Origin of the sequence: Colwellia asteriadis (assembly GCF_039523295.1) — a bacterium.
GTDB lineage: Bacteria > Pseudomonadota > Gammaproteobacteria > Enterobacterales > Alteromonadaceae > Colwellia > Colwellia asteriadis.
In genome coordinates this window covers 77,719-95,249 of the sequence record NZ_BAAAFA010000008.1, presented here as the reverse complement: position 1 = coordinate 95,249, position 17,531 = coordinate 77,719, and the positions used below count along the sequence as shown (strand labels likewise).

The following is a 17,531-nucleotide window of genomic DNA, read 5'->3' as shown; positions in this document are numbered from 1 at the left end:
TTTGGTTTATTTTTAAACGTAGCAGTTAATTAACATCGTACTCAAGTTACATAATGACATTTTATTTACATAAAATTACATTTATGTAACATATGTTTTACGATTGAAGGGCGGTATGAAAACGCCATTAGCGAAATAAGGTAAGAAAGTTTTCGTGAGGCCTGATTTTTAAGTGCTAAAGCGATAATCATTAATTGGAGGGAATGTTTTTTAAGTATCAAGCGTCTATTTACAGATTATTAATTAAAGCAATACCTAAAATGATCTGAATGTGGTTATACGAATAATTAAATGACAAGCCTAAACCACATTGCTTAAAGATTTAGGTAAGAAGTAGCACAGGCTTGAGCTTATTAGTTGTAGTAGGTTTTAATCGCTTTTAAGAAGAAAATGAGCCTTATTACAATAATCTACTAAGGCTTTTTTGTGTCAAGCTGACGCTAATTTTGAAGTCAGCAAGCTAATTTACTAAACTGAATAATGCGCTATTCCTTTAAATATACTTCCCAAGTTACTAAAACGCTAAGTTACTTATTGTAGCGTTTTTCAGCACTAACGACTTTATATAAGTAGCGCCTACTTTCGGATTTAGGGTGTTGCTTGGTGAGCTTTTGATAAACCTGCTGCGGCGACAGTTTATTAATTACTGATGGAGCATATGATCTCGTACTGCTAAAAGTTTTAAATACATTACCAGCACCGCCGTTATAAGCTGAAATAACAGAGTAATGTCTACTTTGGCTATTATTAATTTTATTCAAATATTGCTGCTGTAATATATGTAAATACGCGGTTCCAATATTGATATTATCTTGCGGATTAAAAAGCGTTTGTTTACTGGGCGTACCTGATTTTTTGAAAATACGCTGATAAACATCTTTACCTGCCGTGCTAGGAATAACTTGCATTAGTCCATAAGCATTAGCGTGACTTACCGCAAACGGGTTAAAGCTACTTTCTGTTTCTATAATGGCATAAATGAGTTCAGGTTTTATTTGATAACGGTTTGCTGCCGCTAGTACATATGAAGCATATTTATGCTGGCGTAGTTTGCTATGGGATTTAACCATAGATATCTCCACAAAGTGGACATTGTGTTTACCAATCTTTTGTTTTTTTAATTGGGTATTAAGTAGGTAGTCAGCAAAGCGGCTTGCTCGCCACTGATAGGCTATTGCTTTTTTGTCTTGATCAAGCACTTGACCATATAAATAGGGTTTCCCTTGAATAATTGGCTCTCGGTCACTAAAAATATCGGTGTTTGCTGGGTTTTCGCTGGTCAGTAACGTTGTGATAATGGCGTCTTTTAAATGAAATAGGGGAGACTTTGTTGCGATAGTTTCAATTTTTATGGTACCTGTATCAAAATTTACCTGGGCTTTTGATTGATAACCATCGGTATATTTTACATATTTTTTATTACTGGCAACTTGAGAGTTATTCTTACCCCATATTTTTTCTGCAATACTTTTGAGATTTTTAATGGTTCTATCGAGATTCTTTATATCGCTGATCATAACATCAGGCGATTGCTGGTAACTGGTTTTTTTATTCTTGAGGTATTGTTTGAAGGCTTGCTCAGGGTCGTTACTAGTAATGACATGTGTAAGCTTTTTTTGATCACCTACGGTACAACTACTTAAACATAAAGCAGTCATAGCGATAAAAAAAATACCGCTGAATGTTTTTTTTATCTGCGTTTTACCAACTAGCACAATAGATTTACCTTTTTATTATTAGATTACTTAAGGTTAGCTTAAATTTTTTGCATTGTTTGCATGATCCACTGTTGCATTTGTATTTGACTAAGCCCACCTGAAATTCTGTCAACCTCTTTCCCTTGGTGAAAAAACACCAGAGTTGGTAAGCTACGAATATTGGCATCACGTGCAATACTTTGTACTTGCTCTGTATTTACTTTGGCAAAAAGTAGCGTTGGTGAGTTTTGTGCTACTTGGTTAAATATCGGCGCCATATTTTGACAAGGAGCACACCAATCCGCCCAAAAATCGACAATAACGGGTAGCGAGTTACGCTCAATAAAAGGGTAAAAAGTATTATTGCCTAACGAGGTCGGCAAAGTAGAATACACCGCTTGTTGACATTTACCGCACTTAGCTTGATGGTGCTGTTTTTCATCGGGAATACGATTAGTAGTAAAACAGTGAGCGCAAACAATATTCATGATATTTCCTTTTAACTGAGTTAACCCGAGTTCAGGTTATTGACGGGTTTAGCGAATGATAGTTAATTCTATCGACTCAGTCTTGGTATTAATAGTGCTGTTTGAGATGTTATCTTTGATAGCGTTTTTTTTAAGCAAACCTTTCATGCAAGCTTTTTACATAAAATTTTTACCTTAAAGTTGTAGCCCTGTTCCGTTATGTATTTATATATTCAATATCATTCGGTTAAATTTGTGAATTAGTAACTGCTCAGTTAAATTAGCTACTTTATCTAGTCACTTGGAAATAATCATGTACCTTGCTCTTTGGATGCTAGGAGCTCTGGCTTCTTTTTGTATTTTAGCGGTAGGTGCGCGCGAGCTTAGTGGTGAGCTTTCAATTTCACAATCGTTATGTATACGCAGTGGCGTCGGTTTAGTGGTGTTGTCGCTGGTGTATTTATTTAAGCACAATGTGATGAAGAAACCGGTAATTCAGAAATCCGTGGTAACCAAGAAAAAGCCTAACGCTATATTCGGTAGTAGCTCTAACTTTGCGAATAAGCGGAAATTACTGGCGGGATTTAACCTACAACTATTTCGGAATATTTTTCATTATGCGGCTCAGTATGGTTGGTTTTTTGGTATAGGGTTGCTGCCACTTGCAGAAGTATTTGCGTTAGAGTTTACTGTGCCTATATGGACACTATTAATTGCTGCGCTTTTTTTAGGTGAAGCGATAACACCAACAAAAATTATAGCTATATTTTTGGGAAGTTTAGGAGTTTTTATTATTGTAAACCCCGAGCAGGGGGGGATGAGCTTAGCTTCTTTTGTGGTTTTGGGCTCGGCTATTTGCTTTGCCATTTCACATACCGCGACTAAGTCACTATCTCGAGATTACTCACCTATATCGATACTTTTCTATATGTGTATACTGCAACTACCCATAGGGTTGGTACTCTCGTACCATCACTGGGTTTGGCCAGACTACAACCAATGGCTGTGGCTTGTTATTATTGGTATTGGTGCATTATCAGCACATTTTTGTATGACCAATGCTATGCAATATGCAGAAATAACCACAGTAGTAACCTTAGACTTTTTGCGTTTACCCTTAATTATTTTTGTTGGGGTATTACTGTACGCAGAGCCGTTTGAACTCTCTTTATTATTTGGTGGTTGTTTAATGCTTTTTGGAAATTTACTTAACACAGGTAAAATAAAAACCATTATCAATAATAAATTCGGCCAGCTTTTTCGCTAATTAACCTGAACTTGGTTTAGAGATATTTCTAGCTTGATGGTTTTTCTTCTTTTCATATGATAAACAAGAAAGTTTACCGAATAAGTTAGGAAAAGTAGCTGCTAGAGAAACATTTGTTAAGCCGATATCAGGTTAGTTATTGTTCCGTTTCCGTTTGAAAATCGATTAAACGCTCAAAAATTAAATTATGTGAATGATTAATTGGTTTTTTAGCAGAGGCTTACCTACAGTTACAACAATGAGAAGAGTTAATTAGTCTGAATTCGTGAGATGAGAAATGAAAGCGTATTAATTATCCCGAAATCAGCTTTATGGTTGATAGTGCTAGCAATAGCGACTGAGGAGTTACTATGGAATCTTTAAAAGTAGAGCATTACATGAATCACTATCCGATTACGTTTACCGCGGATATGAATATGCAAGAAACAACATTGCGTTTTTTAAAAACGCAACAAATTGGCGGCCCTGTTATTGATAATCACAGTAAAGTAATTGGCTTTATTTCAGAGAGCGATGTTTTGGTGAAAATGTTAGATAGCATGTACTACAACGACAATAACGCTAAAGTTAAAGACATTATGCGCAAGGATGTTTTATCAGTAAAACCATACGATAGCGTGTTAGAGCTGGCACAAAGAATGGTTAACGAACACCCTAAAGTGTATCCAGTTATTGGTGATGATGGTGACTTATTAGGAACAATATGTAGAAATGATGTGTTAAAAGCTTTTGATAAGCATATGAAGTTAAGCATTTCTCATGCTAAAGAGCATGCTGCACATTAAAATAGCACATCATAAAATAAGTTGAAGTAATCATTTAATATTGCTCTGCCTCATTTTAATGAGATAAGCAAAAGTGCTGGTTTAGTGCCCAGTTAATTGATTAATTGGTTTATTTACCCGCTGTAATTCAGTTATTTTACTGTTAAAATGCTTCTTTTGATTAGTATTTGAGTTTTGTTTTGTCTGAGTTTCCTGCTACCGATTTCCCTAATATTCAAGATCTTTTTCAGCGCATCACACTAGCGAAAAACTGTGATGCAGGTAAGCTTAAAAAGCGTTTGATAACGTTACAAAAAAACATCAAAAAAGCGAATTCAGCAGCGCTTAGCGATGAAACTCTTTTGTCTGAAAAAGAACGACTTTCTTTACAAAAAATACAGCAAGCAATTGAAAGTTCAATTGAAAAAAAGCAACAAAAATTAAGTCGTTTACCGAAAATCACTTACCCTGAAGGCTTACCTATAGCGCAAAGTGCTAAAGAAATAGCTGAAGCGATACAAGCAAATCAGGTGGTGATAATCGCTGGTGAAACCGGCTCAGGTAAAACAACACAAATTCCAAAGATATGTCTTGAATTAGGGCGTGGTGTTGATGGCTTAATTGGCCATACCCAACCACGACGTATTGCCGCTAGAACTGTTGCTAATCGTATTGCCGATGAGCTTAATACCAAGCTTGGCGAGCAAGTGGGTTATAAAGTACGTTTTAATGACCAAGTTAGCGAGCAAAGTTATATTAAGCTTATGACCGATGGTATTTTGCTCGCAGAAATGCAGCGTGATCGCCTATTACGTCAATACGATACCATCATTATTGATGAAGCTCATGAGCGTAGTTTAAATATCGACTTTATTTTGGGTTACTTAAAACAAGTACTGATTAAACGACCTGATTTAAAGGTGATTATAACCTCAGCAACTATTGACCCTCAGCGTTTTGCTAAGCATTTTGCTAATAATGCTGGCGTACCAGCACCTGTTATTGAAGTTTCAGGTCGAACATTTCCGGTTGAAATGCGCTATCGCCCCTTAAACGATACGCCTGAGGGCGATGAAACCGATAATGACAGCGATAGTAATGATGTTATTAGCGGCATACTCAATGCAGTTGATGAGTTATCAAGCCTTGATCAAGGTCGAGGAGATATTCTGATATTTCTCAATGGTGAGCGAGAAATTCGTGATACCGCTGCCGCATTAATTAAAGCAGACTTGCGACATACCAATGTTTTACCTTTGTACGCTAGGTTGACGGTAGAAGAGCAAAACAGAATTTTTAAACCGCACAGTGGTCGTAACATTGTTTTAGCGACTAACGTAGCTGAAACCAGCTTAACGGTACCGGGTATTAAGTATGTAATTGACCCAGGTACAGCTCGTATTTCACGTTATAGTTACCGTACTAAAGTACAACGCTTACCTATAGAAGCGATATCACAGGCCAGTGCAAATCAGCGTTCAGGTCGTTGTGGGCGTGTTTCAGAAGGGGTTTGTATTCGTTTATATAGCGAAGATGACTTTAATAATCGCCCTGAATTTACCGATCCTGAAATTTTGCGGACTAACTTAGCTACCGTTATCTTACAAATGCTAGCGTTAGACTTAGGTAATATTAGCGAATTTCCTTTTGTTGAAGCGCCCGATAATCGTAATATTACCGATGGTATGCGTTTATTAGAAGAAATAGATGCGATAGATAGTAATACCAATAATGTTGCACGTTTAACGAAAGCAGGGCGCTTACTTGCTAAATTTCCTATTGACCCTCGCTTGGCGAAAATGGTGATGACGTCGATAGAGCTTGGTTGTATTGAACAAGTTTTAGTGATTGTTAGTGCCTTAAGTATTCAAGATCCGCGTGAGCGCCCTCATGAGAAAAAACAAGCAAGTGATGAAAAACATAACCGCTTTAAAGACAAACAGTCTGACTTTGTTAGTTTATTAAACCTATGGCATTACGTAACCGCTCAGCAAAAAACGCTAACGCAAAATCAGTTTAGAAAATTATGTCAACGAGAGTATTTATCGTATGTACGTATACGTGAATGGCAAGACATTGTTAGCCAATTAAAGTTAACCTTAAAAGAGCAACAAATCACAGTAACGCGTGTTAATTATCAATTTGAATTAACAGCGAGTAACGCTGAACAACATGCAACACAAGCTATTGATAAAGAAAAGCTAGCAGCACAGCAAGCGACATTAATGCCGGTACATCAAGCTTTGTTATCAGGATTGCTGAGCCATATTGGTCAACAAGATGAAAACCGTGAGTATAAAGGCGCTCGAGGAATGAAGTTTTTCATTTTCCCTGGCTCTGGACTCGCAAAGAAATCACCCAAATGGTTAATGTCTGCCGAACTTGTTGAAACTAGCCGTTTATTTGCTCGCATGAATGCAAAAATAGACCCTTTATGGATAGAGTCGTTAGCGCAGCATTTAGTTAAACGTCATTACAGCGAGCCACACTGGGAGAAAAAACAAGGCAGTGTTATGGCGTATGAGCAAGTTACGTTATATGGCTTACAAATTGTAAGTAAACGCAAAGTTAACTTTAATAAAATAGAGCCGGTAACGTGCCGTGAGTTATTTATTCGGGAAGCGCTGGTCAATGGTGATAGCACGATTAAAGAAAAATTTTTAGTGAAAAACCAGCAACTTGTTGCCAGTATTGAAGCGTTAGAGCAAAAGGCGCGCCGTAAAGATTTTTTAATAGAAGAGCAGCAACTCGTTGACTTTTACAATAACAAACTACCCGAAAGTGCAATTTGTCAGCGTAGTTTTCTTGCTTGGTGGAAAAAAGCAAAACAAGAAACGCCCAATTTATTAAATTTCACTAAAGCATTTTTATTGAATGAAAGCTCGGAAGATTTATCTAAAGATGAATACCCTGATACATGGCAGCAAGATAAATTTACCTTACCGCTTAAATATCATTTTAGCCCAGGTGATATTGACGATGGCATTAGTGTTGTTATTCCTGTCGCTTTGTTAAATCAAATTCAGGATATTGGTTTTGACTGGCTTATTCCGGCTATGCGTTATGAGTTAGTGGTGGCGTTAATTAAAGCACTGCCTAAAAATTTACGCCGAAACTTTGTTCCTGCGCCAAATTATGCACAAGCGTGTTTAGCTGCAATGCCTGCTGAGCAAGGTGAAATAAGCCAAGCATTATCGAAACAATTATTACGTATGTCGGGTGTACGTATGCCTGAAGATGCTTGGGATGAGTTAAGCTTACCTGTGCACTTAACCATGAACTTTCAAGTGGTTAATGAAAAAGGTGTAATTTTAAAACAAGGTCGTAATCTCAATGATTTAAAAGCTGACTTACAAGGTAAGGTCAAAGCGTCAATTCAAAAAGTAGCTGAAAAGGGTATTGAAAAAGCAGACTTAACTCAGTGGGATTTTGGTAAGTTACCAAAAGACTATGAAAAGAAGGTTGCTAATATCGCTATTAAAGCGTTTCCTGCGTTAGTTGATTGCAAAAGTAGTGTTGCTATTGAGCTCTTTGAACAAGCAGAGCATGCAGATGAAGCAATGCTTAAAGGTGTTAGTCGTCTGATTTTATTGAATCTGCCTTCACCTATAAAGTACTTACAAGAAAAGCTGCCGAATAAAGCAAAACTCGGCCTGTACTTTAACCCGTTTGGCTCGATTAGTGATTTACTGCAAGACTGCATTCAAGGTGCTTGTTTGCATTTAGTGAGCAGCTTTGCCGACCAGAAAAATAAGGCAGAATTACCAAGAACAGCAGAAGACTTTAAACGCTGTAGTGACAATGTACGTGCTGAATTAGCCGATACGGTGTTAAGTGCGGCGATTAAAGTCGAAAGGGCATTAAGTTTACGTCATGATATTAGTAAAAAAATGAAAGGTAGTGTGCCCTTAAATATAATTCAAGCACATGGCGATATTAAACAGCAATGTGAGCATTTAGTTTTTAAAGGTTTTGTCAGTGCATCTGGTTTAAATCGTTTGGATGATATTATTCGTTACTTACAAGGCGTATTACGCCGTTTAGAGAAACTGCCAATAGATCCAAATCAAGATAGAATAAAGTTACTTGATGTTAATAAGGCGGATGATGCCTATCAAGCTATCTTGGGGCAGCAACGTAAAGACAAGCCCATTGCCAATAATATTCAAGAGGTGCGTTGGTTGCTTGAAGAGTTAAGAATATCTTTATTCGCTCAAAATTTAGGGACTTCAGCTCCTATTTCGGTGAAAAGAATACTAAACCACCTTAAAAATTGTTAAGGGTAATGTTACTTAAGTGCAATTTTTGATGGTGGCTTGTTATTGACAGCGCGGTTTAAGCTCAGTATAAATAATGCCAAGTGTGTTCCATTTTATGTAGGAGTAGTAATGAAAAGTTTTAATGATAAGCGTAACTTTTATCGCATGATGTTAAATCGTGAAGTGGTGGTGACGGTAATTGATGACGAAGCTAATGCCAACATTGCTGCAACATGCAGAGATTTAAGTGCGACAGGTATGGCACTAGAAATGGAGCAACCTATTGAATTAGGAACACATATCAGGATAAAAGTTGACTCTTCAGGGGAACAAATACAAGCGCTTGATGCGCGTGGTAAAGTGGTTCGCCTTGAGGAAGAAAGTGACAACTGTTACTTATTAGGTATTGCGATTGAAGAAATTGATTAAAATACGAGCTTTTATCGCTTTATAATGCTTAGTCGCTAAAAGCTGTTATTGCACAAATAAAGAAGCTTAAGTAATTGATAACCATAATGGCTATTAATAACTTAAGCTTTTTTTATTTCTATTTTTGTATAATTGAGCATTACCTTCGCGCAATTCAGTAAGCTTAGCGTGAGTTAACCTGAATGTAGGTTAACTAGTCAATTTGGCAAACTAAGCCTTTTAAATAATAACCTTCAGGATAATTTGATGAAATAGGGTGGTCGGCTGCTTGCTGTAAGCGTTCAACAAAATAAGCGTTACGCTTAGCATCAAGGGCTGCGTCAGCAACAACTTTTTGAAATAAACTCGCTTCCATTAACCCTGAGCACGAAAAGGTTAACAATAAGCCGCCAGGCTTAATTAACTGCATCGCCAACATATTAATATCTTTATAACCACGACAAGCCCCTGTTAATTGCGCTTTTGATTCAACGAATTTAGGGGGATCTAAAATAATCATATCAAACTGGCGTTTTTCAGTGCGGTAACGGCGTAATAGCTTAAATACGTCTTCTTTAACAAAAGAAACGTTACTGTCTTCTAAACCATTTAGTGCTAAGTTTCTTTTACCCATGTCTAGCGCAGGTTGTGAGACATCAACATTAACGACTTCCTTGGCATTATTAGCGGCACAGTGGAGCGAAAAAGTACTGGTGTAAGAGAAACAATTTAAAATAGTTTTGTCTTTAGCAAATTTACCAGCGGCGAGGCGAGAGTCGCGTTGATCTAAATAAAAACCAGTTTTATGACCCGTAGCTATATCAACATGAATTTTAATACCATGCTCTTCAATAATACATTCGGTAGAGTCTTGTGGCTCTGACAACCAGCCCGTAACAGGCTCTAACCCCTCTTTTTTTCGTACATCAACATCTGAGCGCTCATAAATATGACAGTTAGGGTAAAGCTCTTTTAAACAGCTAACTAAGGTGTAACGTTGAAAGTCTGCACCGGCACTGAGTAGTTGGCAAACAATAAAGTTGTCATATTTATCAATAGTTATGCCGGGTAAACCGTCAGACTCGCCAGCAATTAATCGATAGCCGGTTAAGTTACCTTGCTCAATAAACCAATCACGTCGTGCTTGGGCACTTTTAAGTTTTTTAATAAAGAATGCATGATCTATTTCTTCATGTTCATCGAAGCTCCATACACGAATACGAATTTGTGATTCTGGAGAATAAGCGCCTTTTGCTAACCAGTTACCCTTGTTATCAAGTATATCAACGGTTTCCCCTAACATTGGTTTACCTTTGATTTTATTGACCGCTTTAGAAAAAAACCATGGGTGTTTTCGCAATAACGATTTTTCTCGACTAACATTTAAATAAATTCTGGCTGACATAGGTCTATACTTACTTTTGATGAATATAATAACGCGAATAAGCGTGCGTTATTCATTTTTGAGAGGGAGTGCGCCGATTGTAGACAATGCGAGTGCTAGGTGCAAACTTTACCTAAGTTAATTATTGCTATGGATAAAGTTGTTTACCGTCTTAACGAATAAAAGCCTAGATTTTGATAACAAGAGAAACTTTTTATGAATGTTTGTTATAAAGTGCATATATCTGGAAAAGTACAAGGTGTTTATTTTCGTTCATCTGCCCAGCAACAAGCTATTGATTACAGTATAAGTGGCTATGCTCGTAACTTATCAAATGGTGATGTTGAAGTATTATTATGCGGAGAGCAGAGTAACATTGACAATATGTTAGCGTGGTTGGCCCATGGTCCTGAGCAAGCTGAAGTTGACTCGATTGACTATGAGCAGGTGGCAAGGCAAGAGCACCATTTTTTTTCGATAGGCTAAGCTAAATTGTTATTTGGGCTATCAACCAAGTTAAAACGTTTTATGGGGTTGCCATCTCTGATTATTGTTTCATCAAACATGGCTAGCGGTCTTAGCCAAATATCATTTGTATCGTTTTCTGGATGATAAACCACCATTAATTCTTCTGTTTCACTGTGCTTTGCAATATAAAGGACATGGTAGAAGTTACCTTTAAAGTGCTGATATTTTCCAGGTTTAATCATAAGAGGGCTTAAATTAGTTCGTTTTAGAATGGGTCTTTTAATATTTTATCAATAACCCACTTACCTTTACGCTGAATAAGTGAGATACGTTTTACATCTTTGAGTCTATTATCATTGTAATAACCATCAAAGTAGACGGTTACAATAGCACTACCTTTAAATTGTTCACGAATTTTTACGCCACTATCATCAGGTTTAACTTCAACCTTGTCATAAGACATATTAAACAAGTGTCGACCAACGGCTTCGGGTGAGCGGTAATGTAAAACTAAGCGAGAGAGTTTGTCATCACAGACTAAAGCAGCTTTTTCGATATTTTTTTCATTATAAAGCGCATCAAAAAAAGCAACGGCGACGAATTTAGGGTTATCTATGGTGGTTATTTCTTCTTTTTCATTACCACAAGAAACTAGTAACAATAAAAAAGGAATTGATAAATATTTTAATAAAAACATTAACTAATAATCCGAAAACAAGAATAGTGGTTATCATAGCGTAATTTATTATTAAGGTGAAATTTATTACTTAAATGCGTGTTTAAGTTCCCTTATACCTATAACTAAAAAAGGCACCGTAGTGCCTTTTTAGTAAATCACGGTAAATAACCTGAGATCGGCTTAACAAATGTTTCTCTAAATTTACTTGCAATAGAGCAGCTATTGACGCGAAATTTTCCTTGCTTACTATATGAAAAGAAGAAAAACTATCAAACTAGCGATTCAGAAAAATAATTTTTGCTGATATTTCAATTTGTTAAATATCTATTAAACCGAGTTCAGGTTCAATAATAAAGAAAGATAACAGACTTTATTATTGAGGCGTTGATTACTGTACTAGTTCGTTTTCTGAAAAGCTTTCGCTAAACAATGCGCTTGAAAGGTAACGCTCTGCAGAGCTAGGTAAAATTACAACAATGTTCTTACCTTGGTTTTCAGGTCGTTCAGCAATACGTTTTGCAGCAACAACGGCAGCGCCAGATGAAATTCCGGCTAAAATGCCTTCTTCTTTCATTAAACGATGTGCCATTTCAAATGATTCTTCGTTAGATACTTGCTCTACCGCATCAACCATTGTTAAGTCTAGGTTCCCAGGAATAAAGCCTGCGCCAATACCTTGAATTTTATGAGGGCCTGGTTTAATTTCTTCACCCGCTAACGCTTGAGTAATTACTGGAGAGTCTGTTGGTTCAACAGCAACTGTGGTAATAGCTTTGCCTTGCGTTAATTTTAAGTATCGGCTTGTGCCAGTTAACGTACCACCAGTACCAACACCGGCAACAAAAATATCAACGTTACCGTCAGTGTCACGCCAAATTTCAGGGCCTGTTGTTTCTTCGTGAATTTTAGGGTTTGCTGGGTTGTCAAACTGAGCTAATAATACGTATTTTTCAGGATCTGAGTCTTTGATTTCTTGTGCTTTAGCAATTGCACCACCCATGCCCTTAGCGCCATCAGTAAGTACAACATTAGCCCCTAATGCTACAAGAAGTTTACGACGCTCTAAGCTCATTGTGTTAGGCATGGTTAACGTAATTCCATAGCCACGAGCAGCGGCAACAAATGCTAAAGCAATACCAGTGTTACCACTTGTCGGCTCAACAATTTCTTTGCCTTCACTAAGTAAGCCTTTGTTTTCAGCATCCCAAACCATGCTAGCGCCAATACGACACTTAACACTAAAACTTGGGTTTCTTGCTTCTACTTTTGCATAAACATTAGTACCGTTTTCAGTTTTAATAACACGGTTAAGTTTAACTAGCGGTGTATTACCAATGCTGGTTGAATTATCTTCGAATATTGTAGACATAATTGAATCCTGTGGAATATTTTCATTATCTCGTTAAGGTTAGCGAGTTATAACAAAAACAGAAGTGATTTTTTGTTATAACTTATATAGCAAAAAGGAATATATAACTCTTTTTCTAGAATGGAAAGTAAAGCTTGCCATTTTAATGTTCAGTTTATATTTCTATTTTATTATTTGTTTATACGGCTCGCTTTAAATAATACTGTTTGGTGTTCATCAGTTAAATAAAGTATGCCATCTGTAATACGGTATTGGTTAATATCGGTGAGTTGGGCAGTAAATCGCTGCTCTTGCTCCATTAATGCCTCAGGGCACATTTTTCTTGTCATTGCCATTGGGCTGAAAGTTAAGCTCTTATTATCGGTATTAAGCGTATAAGTGCCTGAAATGTTATTACAGCTAGCTGAGCCGGCAATTTTATTATCAGGCAAAAATATGAATTGAGCTGGACTGTTATCAATAACAGGTCGTTCGCTAATGTATTCTATGGTCCAACTGCCGATAAGTTCTTGAGCACTATTTTCTTGAGTACCATTGCTTGTTACGGAGGCTGATGTTTGCGAGGGTTGAACCTGCTCTGTAGCTTGGGTTGTTTTGTTCGTTGCGTTATCACTACAGCTAGCCAAACTGGCACAAGTAAATAAGGTTAATAATAGTGAGTATTGATTATTTTTTTTCATAGTAAACTCTGCTTGCTAAAAGTGAACGGATTATAGTGAATAACTTACAAGGCAAGGTAAATTAAAGCAATAGATATATTAAAGCCCTTATTAAAAGGGCTTTATAGTATTAGTAATGACGTTATTACAGTATTTTTTATGGTTATTTATGGCATCCAAGAATAGCTGATTTTACTAAAGAAAGTACGTTCAGCGCGAGATAAATCATCCAAGTAATCATCTTGATAACTGTTGTCTGAGTAACCTAAGAAGAAGACTGTTTGTGGGTTGAGCTTATACGCGTATATAAGTTGCGATGATAAGTCTTTATTTTTAGCTGATACTGTAGTGTAAGGGTTGTTATTAACGTTACGGTCAATATCTGAATAAACTAAGGTTAATTTTAAGTAGCTTTGTACATCAAACTGATAAGACAATAGTAAGTTAGTTAAATGCGCGGTATACACATTATCGCCACTGGTTGGGTTATTAATATTCTCAGCATTAAGTTCACTGTAAGTATGGGTTATATCAAACTCTAAATGATTGGTTATATTCCAAGTAAGGTTGGCTGATACGTTATTAATAGTGCCTAAACGGTTATTTCTATAATCAATTTTATCACCATAAGTCATATCTATATTCATGTATAAACGTGGATTTAGCTGAGCTTTTGAGTAAATGTTCACTTGGTTTTCAGTAAAGCGGGTGGTGTTTCCTTCGATTGCTAAACTTGAGTCATCATGACGTAAACCAATTTTTTCAGCATGTGTTAACGTAACTTCTAGTGCTGATTGTCTTGGGCCATCAATATAAAAAGAGCCATCCATAGAGCGTTCAATAAATTCATTATTGACGTTAGTGATCATATTCCATTGACCAGATAATTCAGCTTGTTGCCATAAACTATTAGGCTCACCATAAAATAAGCGTGTAACACTTGCAGCATTTTCTTTTTTATCTATTTTAGGTAAATAACCTAAATCGGCGCGAAAGTTTTTGCCAATATTTTGATGGCTTAAGTCAACTTGCCAATATTCAGAATCGTGCATATAGTCAACTTTAATTGCTTGATCGCTAAACTCCCCTTGAATATTACTGCGACTAACTTGTTCGCTATAAGCACAGTTGCCAAAAGAGCAATCGTTTGGGCTGGTATTATCATCAATACATTCATCACCTAAGCAAAAGCTTTTAAATAAATCATCGGGGTATTGCGTTTGCGAGGTTAATACTTGCGCCCTAATAATATTAGAGTCGGTAATACGATAACGACCATCAAAGCCTGCGACATAGTTGTGGTAGTCGCTTGACTGGCGTAGTGTTGAAATAGCGCCAAGTGATAAATCATCATTATGATCATAACGATAACGTAGAGCTGCTGAGTGGCTTTCTTCATTTAAGCTTGCGACATCTGAGCTTAAGTTACCGGGCATGAAAAAATTGGTTTCGGTATCGTTGGTCATAAAAACACCGTAACTGTGTTTCTGGCTTCTACCTGTTAATTTTGCGCCGTAATCAGGGGCAACAATATTACGGGTATAAACTAAGTCGTAGTTACTATCAAAATAATCATTGTTATCTAAAAAGAAAGCGCGCTTTTCATCATAAAAAAGTGAGAAGGTGGTATTTATACTTAGCTGACCGGCATCGGCTTCTACCGTTGAAAAGTCAGGGTTTATGGTGGCATTTAGTGAGGTATTGGCGTCAATCCCCCAGCGTAAGTCAATTCCTGCTTCGAGTTCGTTGTCGTCTTGCCAAGCACTTTGTGGATTATAAACATCTTTAGATTGTGCTTTGCTGGCGGTTATCGCTGGTGTTACGCGTACATTATTACCTGTTTGTGCTTTTTCAAAGCCAACAGCTTCGGGGTACTGACATAACCAACAAGGGTTATCTCGATCAAGCGGCACATGCGATATTCTTAAGCGCGTTTCGCGAGGGTAGCTACGCAGGAGCTCAATAGCCCATTTTTTTACTTCGCCATTTTCTTCAAAATTAAGAATATTATAAGGAATGGCGATTTCAACTTGATAGCCTTGTGGGGTGATTTTTCCGTAGGAGTGCCATATACCGTCCCATAAATCATTAGCTTCGCCGGTGATTTCGTTAAAAATAGCATCATTTTGTACGCCAAATGGGTTAACAAAAAACTCGTAATTAAGGCGGCGGTTGTTGTGAGTATCTAATTTTATCCCAACAATATCATCGCTCCATTTGGTGTCTCTATCACCAAGAAATCCTTGTATTTTTTCAGGCTCAGGATCATCTGCAATAAAAGCGATATATAAAAAATCACCATTTTCTATAATTTTAGCCTCTGTTTTTATCGGACTCGGTAAGTTATCCCAAGGGCTATTCACAATATCAAGTGGTACTACTAATGCATCAGCCCATATAGCATCATCTAATTCGCCATCAATCGTTATTGTTTTGGTGCTATTAGGGATGTTGAGTGAAGAAAGAGCAAGAGTGTTTGGTTTTTGTGAGGAATTAATACTGACAGGCGTTTCGGCTTTGTCTTGTGCTAAGGCATTGTTGCTTAGTGTATTAAAGGCTAGAGAAAGGGGTAAAAAAAAGGTAGCAAAAGATAAAAAGCTATTACTGCTTAGCTTTGACATAGTTATTCCGTTAATTGTAGTTTCTTATTATACTTGCTATTAGCAAGTTGTTTTATAAGATAAATTGTTACAAATATTTATGGTTAACACAATGTTTACTTTTAGACGTGGCAAGTTATGAACGTAAACTAAGGTGAGTGAGTAAAATAGTAGCTTGAGATGAATTTATTATTCTAAGCTCAGGTTAACTAACAAACAAGCTTAGTAAAACGTCATATTTATCGTATAATCTGTCGCTTAATTTATAGCAGTAAGGGGTTTGTGTGCCATTTTCATTTCTTGATATTTTATCATTGGTTGTTTTTATACTTTCATGGTTTGGCTATACATGGTTTGCTCGTAAAAAAGCGAAAACAACTGACTGTATAGCCCGCTCCCTACATCAACACCGAATTCACTGGATGCATGAGTTACTTACGCGTGAAACCCGCGTCAGCGAAGCGGCATTATTAGCTAATTTAGAGCGTAATATTGCGTTTTTTGCCTCAAGTACTTTATTAATACTTGCTGGTATATTTACCTTGTTCGCTAAAGTAGATACGTTAGAACATGTTATAAATTCATTACCTTATGCTGATCAAGTCAGTCATTTAGCCATTCAATTAAAGCTGGGGTTATTATCCTTTATTTTTGTTTTATCTTTCTTTCAGTTTACTTGGTCAATGCGTCAATATGGCTTTTTGAATGTGATGGTTGGTGCTGCGCCAATTGATACCTCAGGCAAAAATGAGAATTTATTAGGTTATGCTAAACAAATGGCCATTGTGCAAGACCAAGCAGCACACTCTTATAATTATGGTTTGCGCTCTTATTATTTTGCTCTAGCCGCCATGTGTTGGTTTTTTCATCCTGTTTTATTAGTGTTAATGAGTTTATGGGTGGTTTATACCTTGTATACGCGAGAGTTTAATTCAAAAGCTGTTCGTGCTATTACTACGGGACAACAATTACTTAATGAAGTGCGTTTAGCTAAACAAAATAAGGCGACTCGTGACTAACGCCTATAAGCATTATTCTATTGAAGATTTTGATCACTTTGATTGCTTAAAATTATCAAAGCTATTCTATTTAGTACTACTTTTTGTGTTACGTGGCTATATTATTTGGCTTATCTCGGTAACCAATATGCGTGATCGAGTAGGGCTGATGGAATGGATATACCCGCAAACCGATTTGTTTATATTGAGTTTAGTATCGGGGGCATTAGGTTTATTTGTGGTACTTATTATCAGTTTACGTCGCCCCGATGCCGCACCTTGGGTGCAAAAGTGTTGGCCTTACTGTCGAGTTTTTCTATTGGTTGCTTTGTTATTCGATCTATTCGTGAATGTCGTCGCTGTGTTATATTTACAACTACTGCCAATAGCCTGGCTTATAGGACAAGCTATTATTGTTATAGCATTAATTGCATTATGCTTTGCCAGTGAACGCATGAAAATTAATTTAGTGGAGTTTCCGCAAAAATTACCTGAAAAATAATCTATTCTTT

General features: G+C 36.8%; 15 protein-coding genes. 7 read left to right on the top strand and 8 right to left on the bottom strand.

Annotated elements, in window-relative coordinates:
- Window positions 1–527: 527 nt before the first annotated feature.
- Entirely contained in the window at window positions 528–1,715 is a 1,188-nt protein-coding gene (gene mltC, locus ABD005_RS12275; protein WP_343817745.1) for a membrane-bound lytic murein transglycosylase MltC, read from the bottom strand.
- A 41-nt stretch (window positions 1,716–1,756) separates the two neighbouring features.
- On the bottom strand, window positions 1,757–2,185 hold the full coding sequence (gene trxC / locus ABD005_RS12270) for a thioredoxin TrxC (RefSeq protein WP_343817743.1): 429 nt from the start codon (window positions 2,183–2,185) through the stop codon (window positions 1,757–1,759).
- A 292-nt stretch (window positions 2,186–2,477) separates the two neighbouring features.
- Here trxC and ABD005_RS12265 point away from each other — a divergent pair, with 292 nt between their 5' ends.
- From ABD005_RS12265 to ABD005_RS12250, 4 genes are all read left to right on the top strand, one after another.
- Window positions 2,478–3,431 carry a DMT family transporter gene (locus ABD005_RS12265; protein WP_343817741.1) on the top strand — a complete coding sequence of 318 codons (954 nt, stop codon included), beginning with the start codon at window positions 2,478–2,480 and terminating at the stop codon, window positions 3,429–3,431.
- A 350-nt stretch (window positions 3,432–3,781) separates the two neighbouring features.
- On the top strand, window positions 3,782–4,216 hold the full coding sequence (locus ABD005_RS12260) for a CBS domain-containing protein (RefSeq protein WP_215980483.1): 435 nt from the start codon (window positions 3,782–3,784) through the stop codon (window positions 4,214–4,216).
- A 179-nt stretch (window positions 4,217–4,395) separates the two neighbouring features.
- A complete protein-coding gene (gene hrpA, locus ABD005_RS12255) occupies window positions 4,396–8,475 on the top strand; it encodes an ATP-dependent RNA helicase HrpA (RefSeq protein ID WP_343817739.1) in 4,080 nt (1,359 codons plus the stop codon).
- A 108-nt stretch (window positions 8,476–8,583) separates the two neighbouring features.
- On the top strand, window positions 8,584–8,883 hold the full coding sequence (locus ABD005_RS12250; RefSeq protein WP_343817737.1) for a PilZ domain-containing protein: 300 nt from the start codon (window positions 8,584–8,586) through the stop codon (window positions 8,881–8,883).
- A gap of 193 nt (window positions 8,884–9,076) precedes the next feature.
- Here ABD005_RS12250 and ABD005_RS12245 read toward each other — a convergent pair whose 3' ends face one another.
- Window positions 9,077–10,267, bottom strand: a complete 1,191-nt coding sequence (locus tag ABD005_RS12245; protein WP_343817736.1) for a class I SAM-dependent methyltransferase — start codon at window positions 10,265–10,267, stop codon at window positions 9,077–9,079.
- A 195-nt stretch (window positions 10,268–10,462) separates the two neighbouring features.
- Between ABD005_RS12245 and ABD005_RS12240 the strand changes: the two genes are divergently transcribed.
- On the top strand, window positions 10,463–10,732 hold the full coding sequence (locus ABD005_RS12240) for an acylphosphatase (protein ID WP_215980480.1): 270 nt from the start codon (window positions 10,463–10,465) through the stop codon (window positions 10,730–10,732).
- On the opposite strand, the gene ABD005_RS12235 is transcribed toward ABD005_RS12240, so the two are convergent.
- The 5 genes from ABD005_RS12235 to ABD005_RS12215 form a co-directional block, all read right to left on the bottom strand.
- Window positions 10,729–10,956: a DUF1653 domain-containing protein gene (locus tag ABD005_RS12235; protein WP_215980479.1), complete on the bottom strand. Its 228-nt coding sequence runs from the start codon at window positions 10,954–10,956 to the stop codon at window positions 10,729–10,731. The genes ABD005_RS12240 and ABD005_RS12235 overlap by 4 nt on opposite strands.
- A 23-nt stretch (window positions 10,957–10,979) precedes the next feature.
- Window positions 10,980–11,411 carry a hypothetical protein gene (locus ABD005_RS12230; RefSeq protein ID WP_215980478.1) on the bottom strand — a complete coding sequence of 144 codons (432 nt, stop codon included), beginning with the start codon at window positions 11,409–11,411 and terminating at the stop codon, window positions 10,980–10,982.
- A 370-nt stretch (window positions 11,412–11,781) separates the two neighbouring features.
- On the bottom strand, window positions 11,782–12,762 hold the full coding sequence (gene cysK, locus ABD005_RS12225; RefSeq protein ID WP_343817734.1) for a cysteine synthase A: 981 nt from the start codon (window positions 12,760–12,762) through the stop codon (window positions 11,782–11,784).
- A gap of 170 nt (window positions 12,763–12,932) precedes the next feature.
- Window positions 12,933–13,442 carry an META domain-containing protein gene (locus ABD005_RS12220; protein WP_215980476.1) on the bottom strand — a complete coding sequence of 170 codons (510 nt, stop codon included), beginning with the start codon at window positions 13,440–13,442 and terminating at the stop codon, window positions 12,933–12,935.
- A gap of 146 nt (window positions 13,443–13,588) precedes the next feature.
- Window positions 13,589–16,042, bottom strand: coding sequence for a DUF5916 domain-containing protein (locus ABD005_RS12215; protein WP_343817733.1), 2,454 nt, complete (start codon window positions 16,040–16,042; stop codon window positions 13,589–13,591).
- A gap of 263 nt (window positions 16,043–16,305) precedes the next feature.
- On the opposite strand from ABD005_RS12215, the gene ABD005_RS12210 reads away from it, so the two are divergent.
- Together ABD005_RS12210 and ABD005_RS12205 are read left to right on the top strand one after the other, a co-directional pair.
- Window positions 16,306–17,040: a DUF599 domain-containing protein gene (locus tag ABD005_RS12210; protein WP_215980474.1), complete on the top strand. Its 735-nt coding sequence runs from the start codon at window positions 16,306–16,308 to the stop codon at window positions 17,038–17,040.
- Window positions 17,033–17,521 carry a DUF2919 family protein gene (locus tag ABD005_RS12205; protein ID WP_343817730.1) on the top strand — a complete coding sequence of 163 codons (489 nt, stop codon included), beginning with the start codon at window positions 17,033–17,035 and terminating at the stop codon, window positions 17,519–17,521. Before ABD005_RS12210 ends, ABD005_RS12205 begins: the two co-directional genes overlap by 8 nt.
- The last annotated feature ends 10 nt before the right edge of the window (window positions 17,522–17,531 follow it).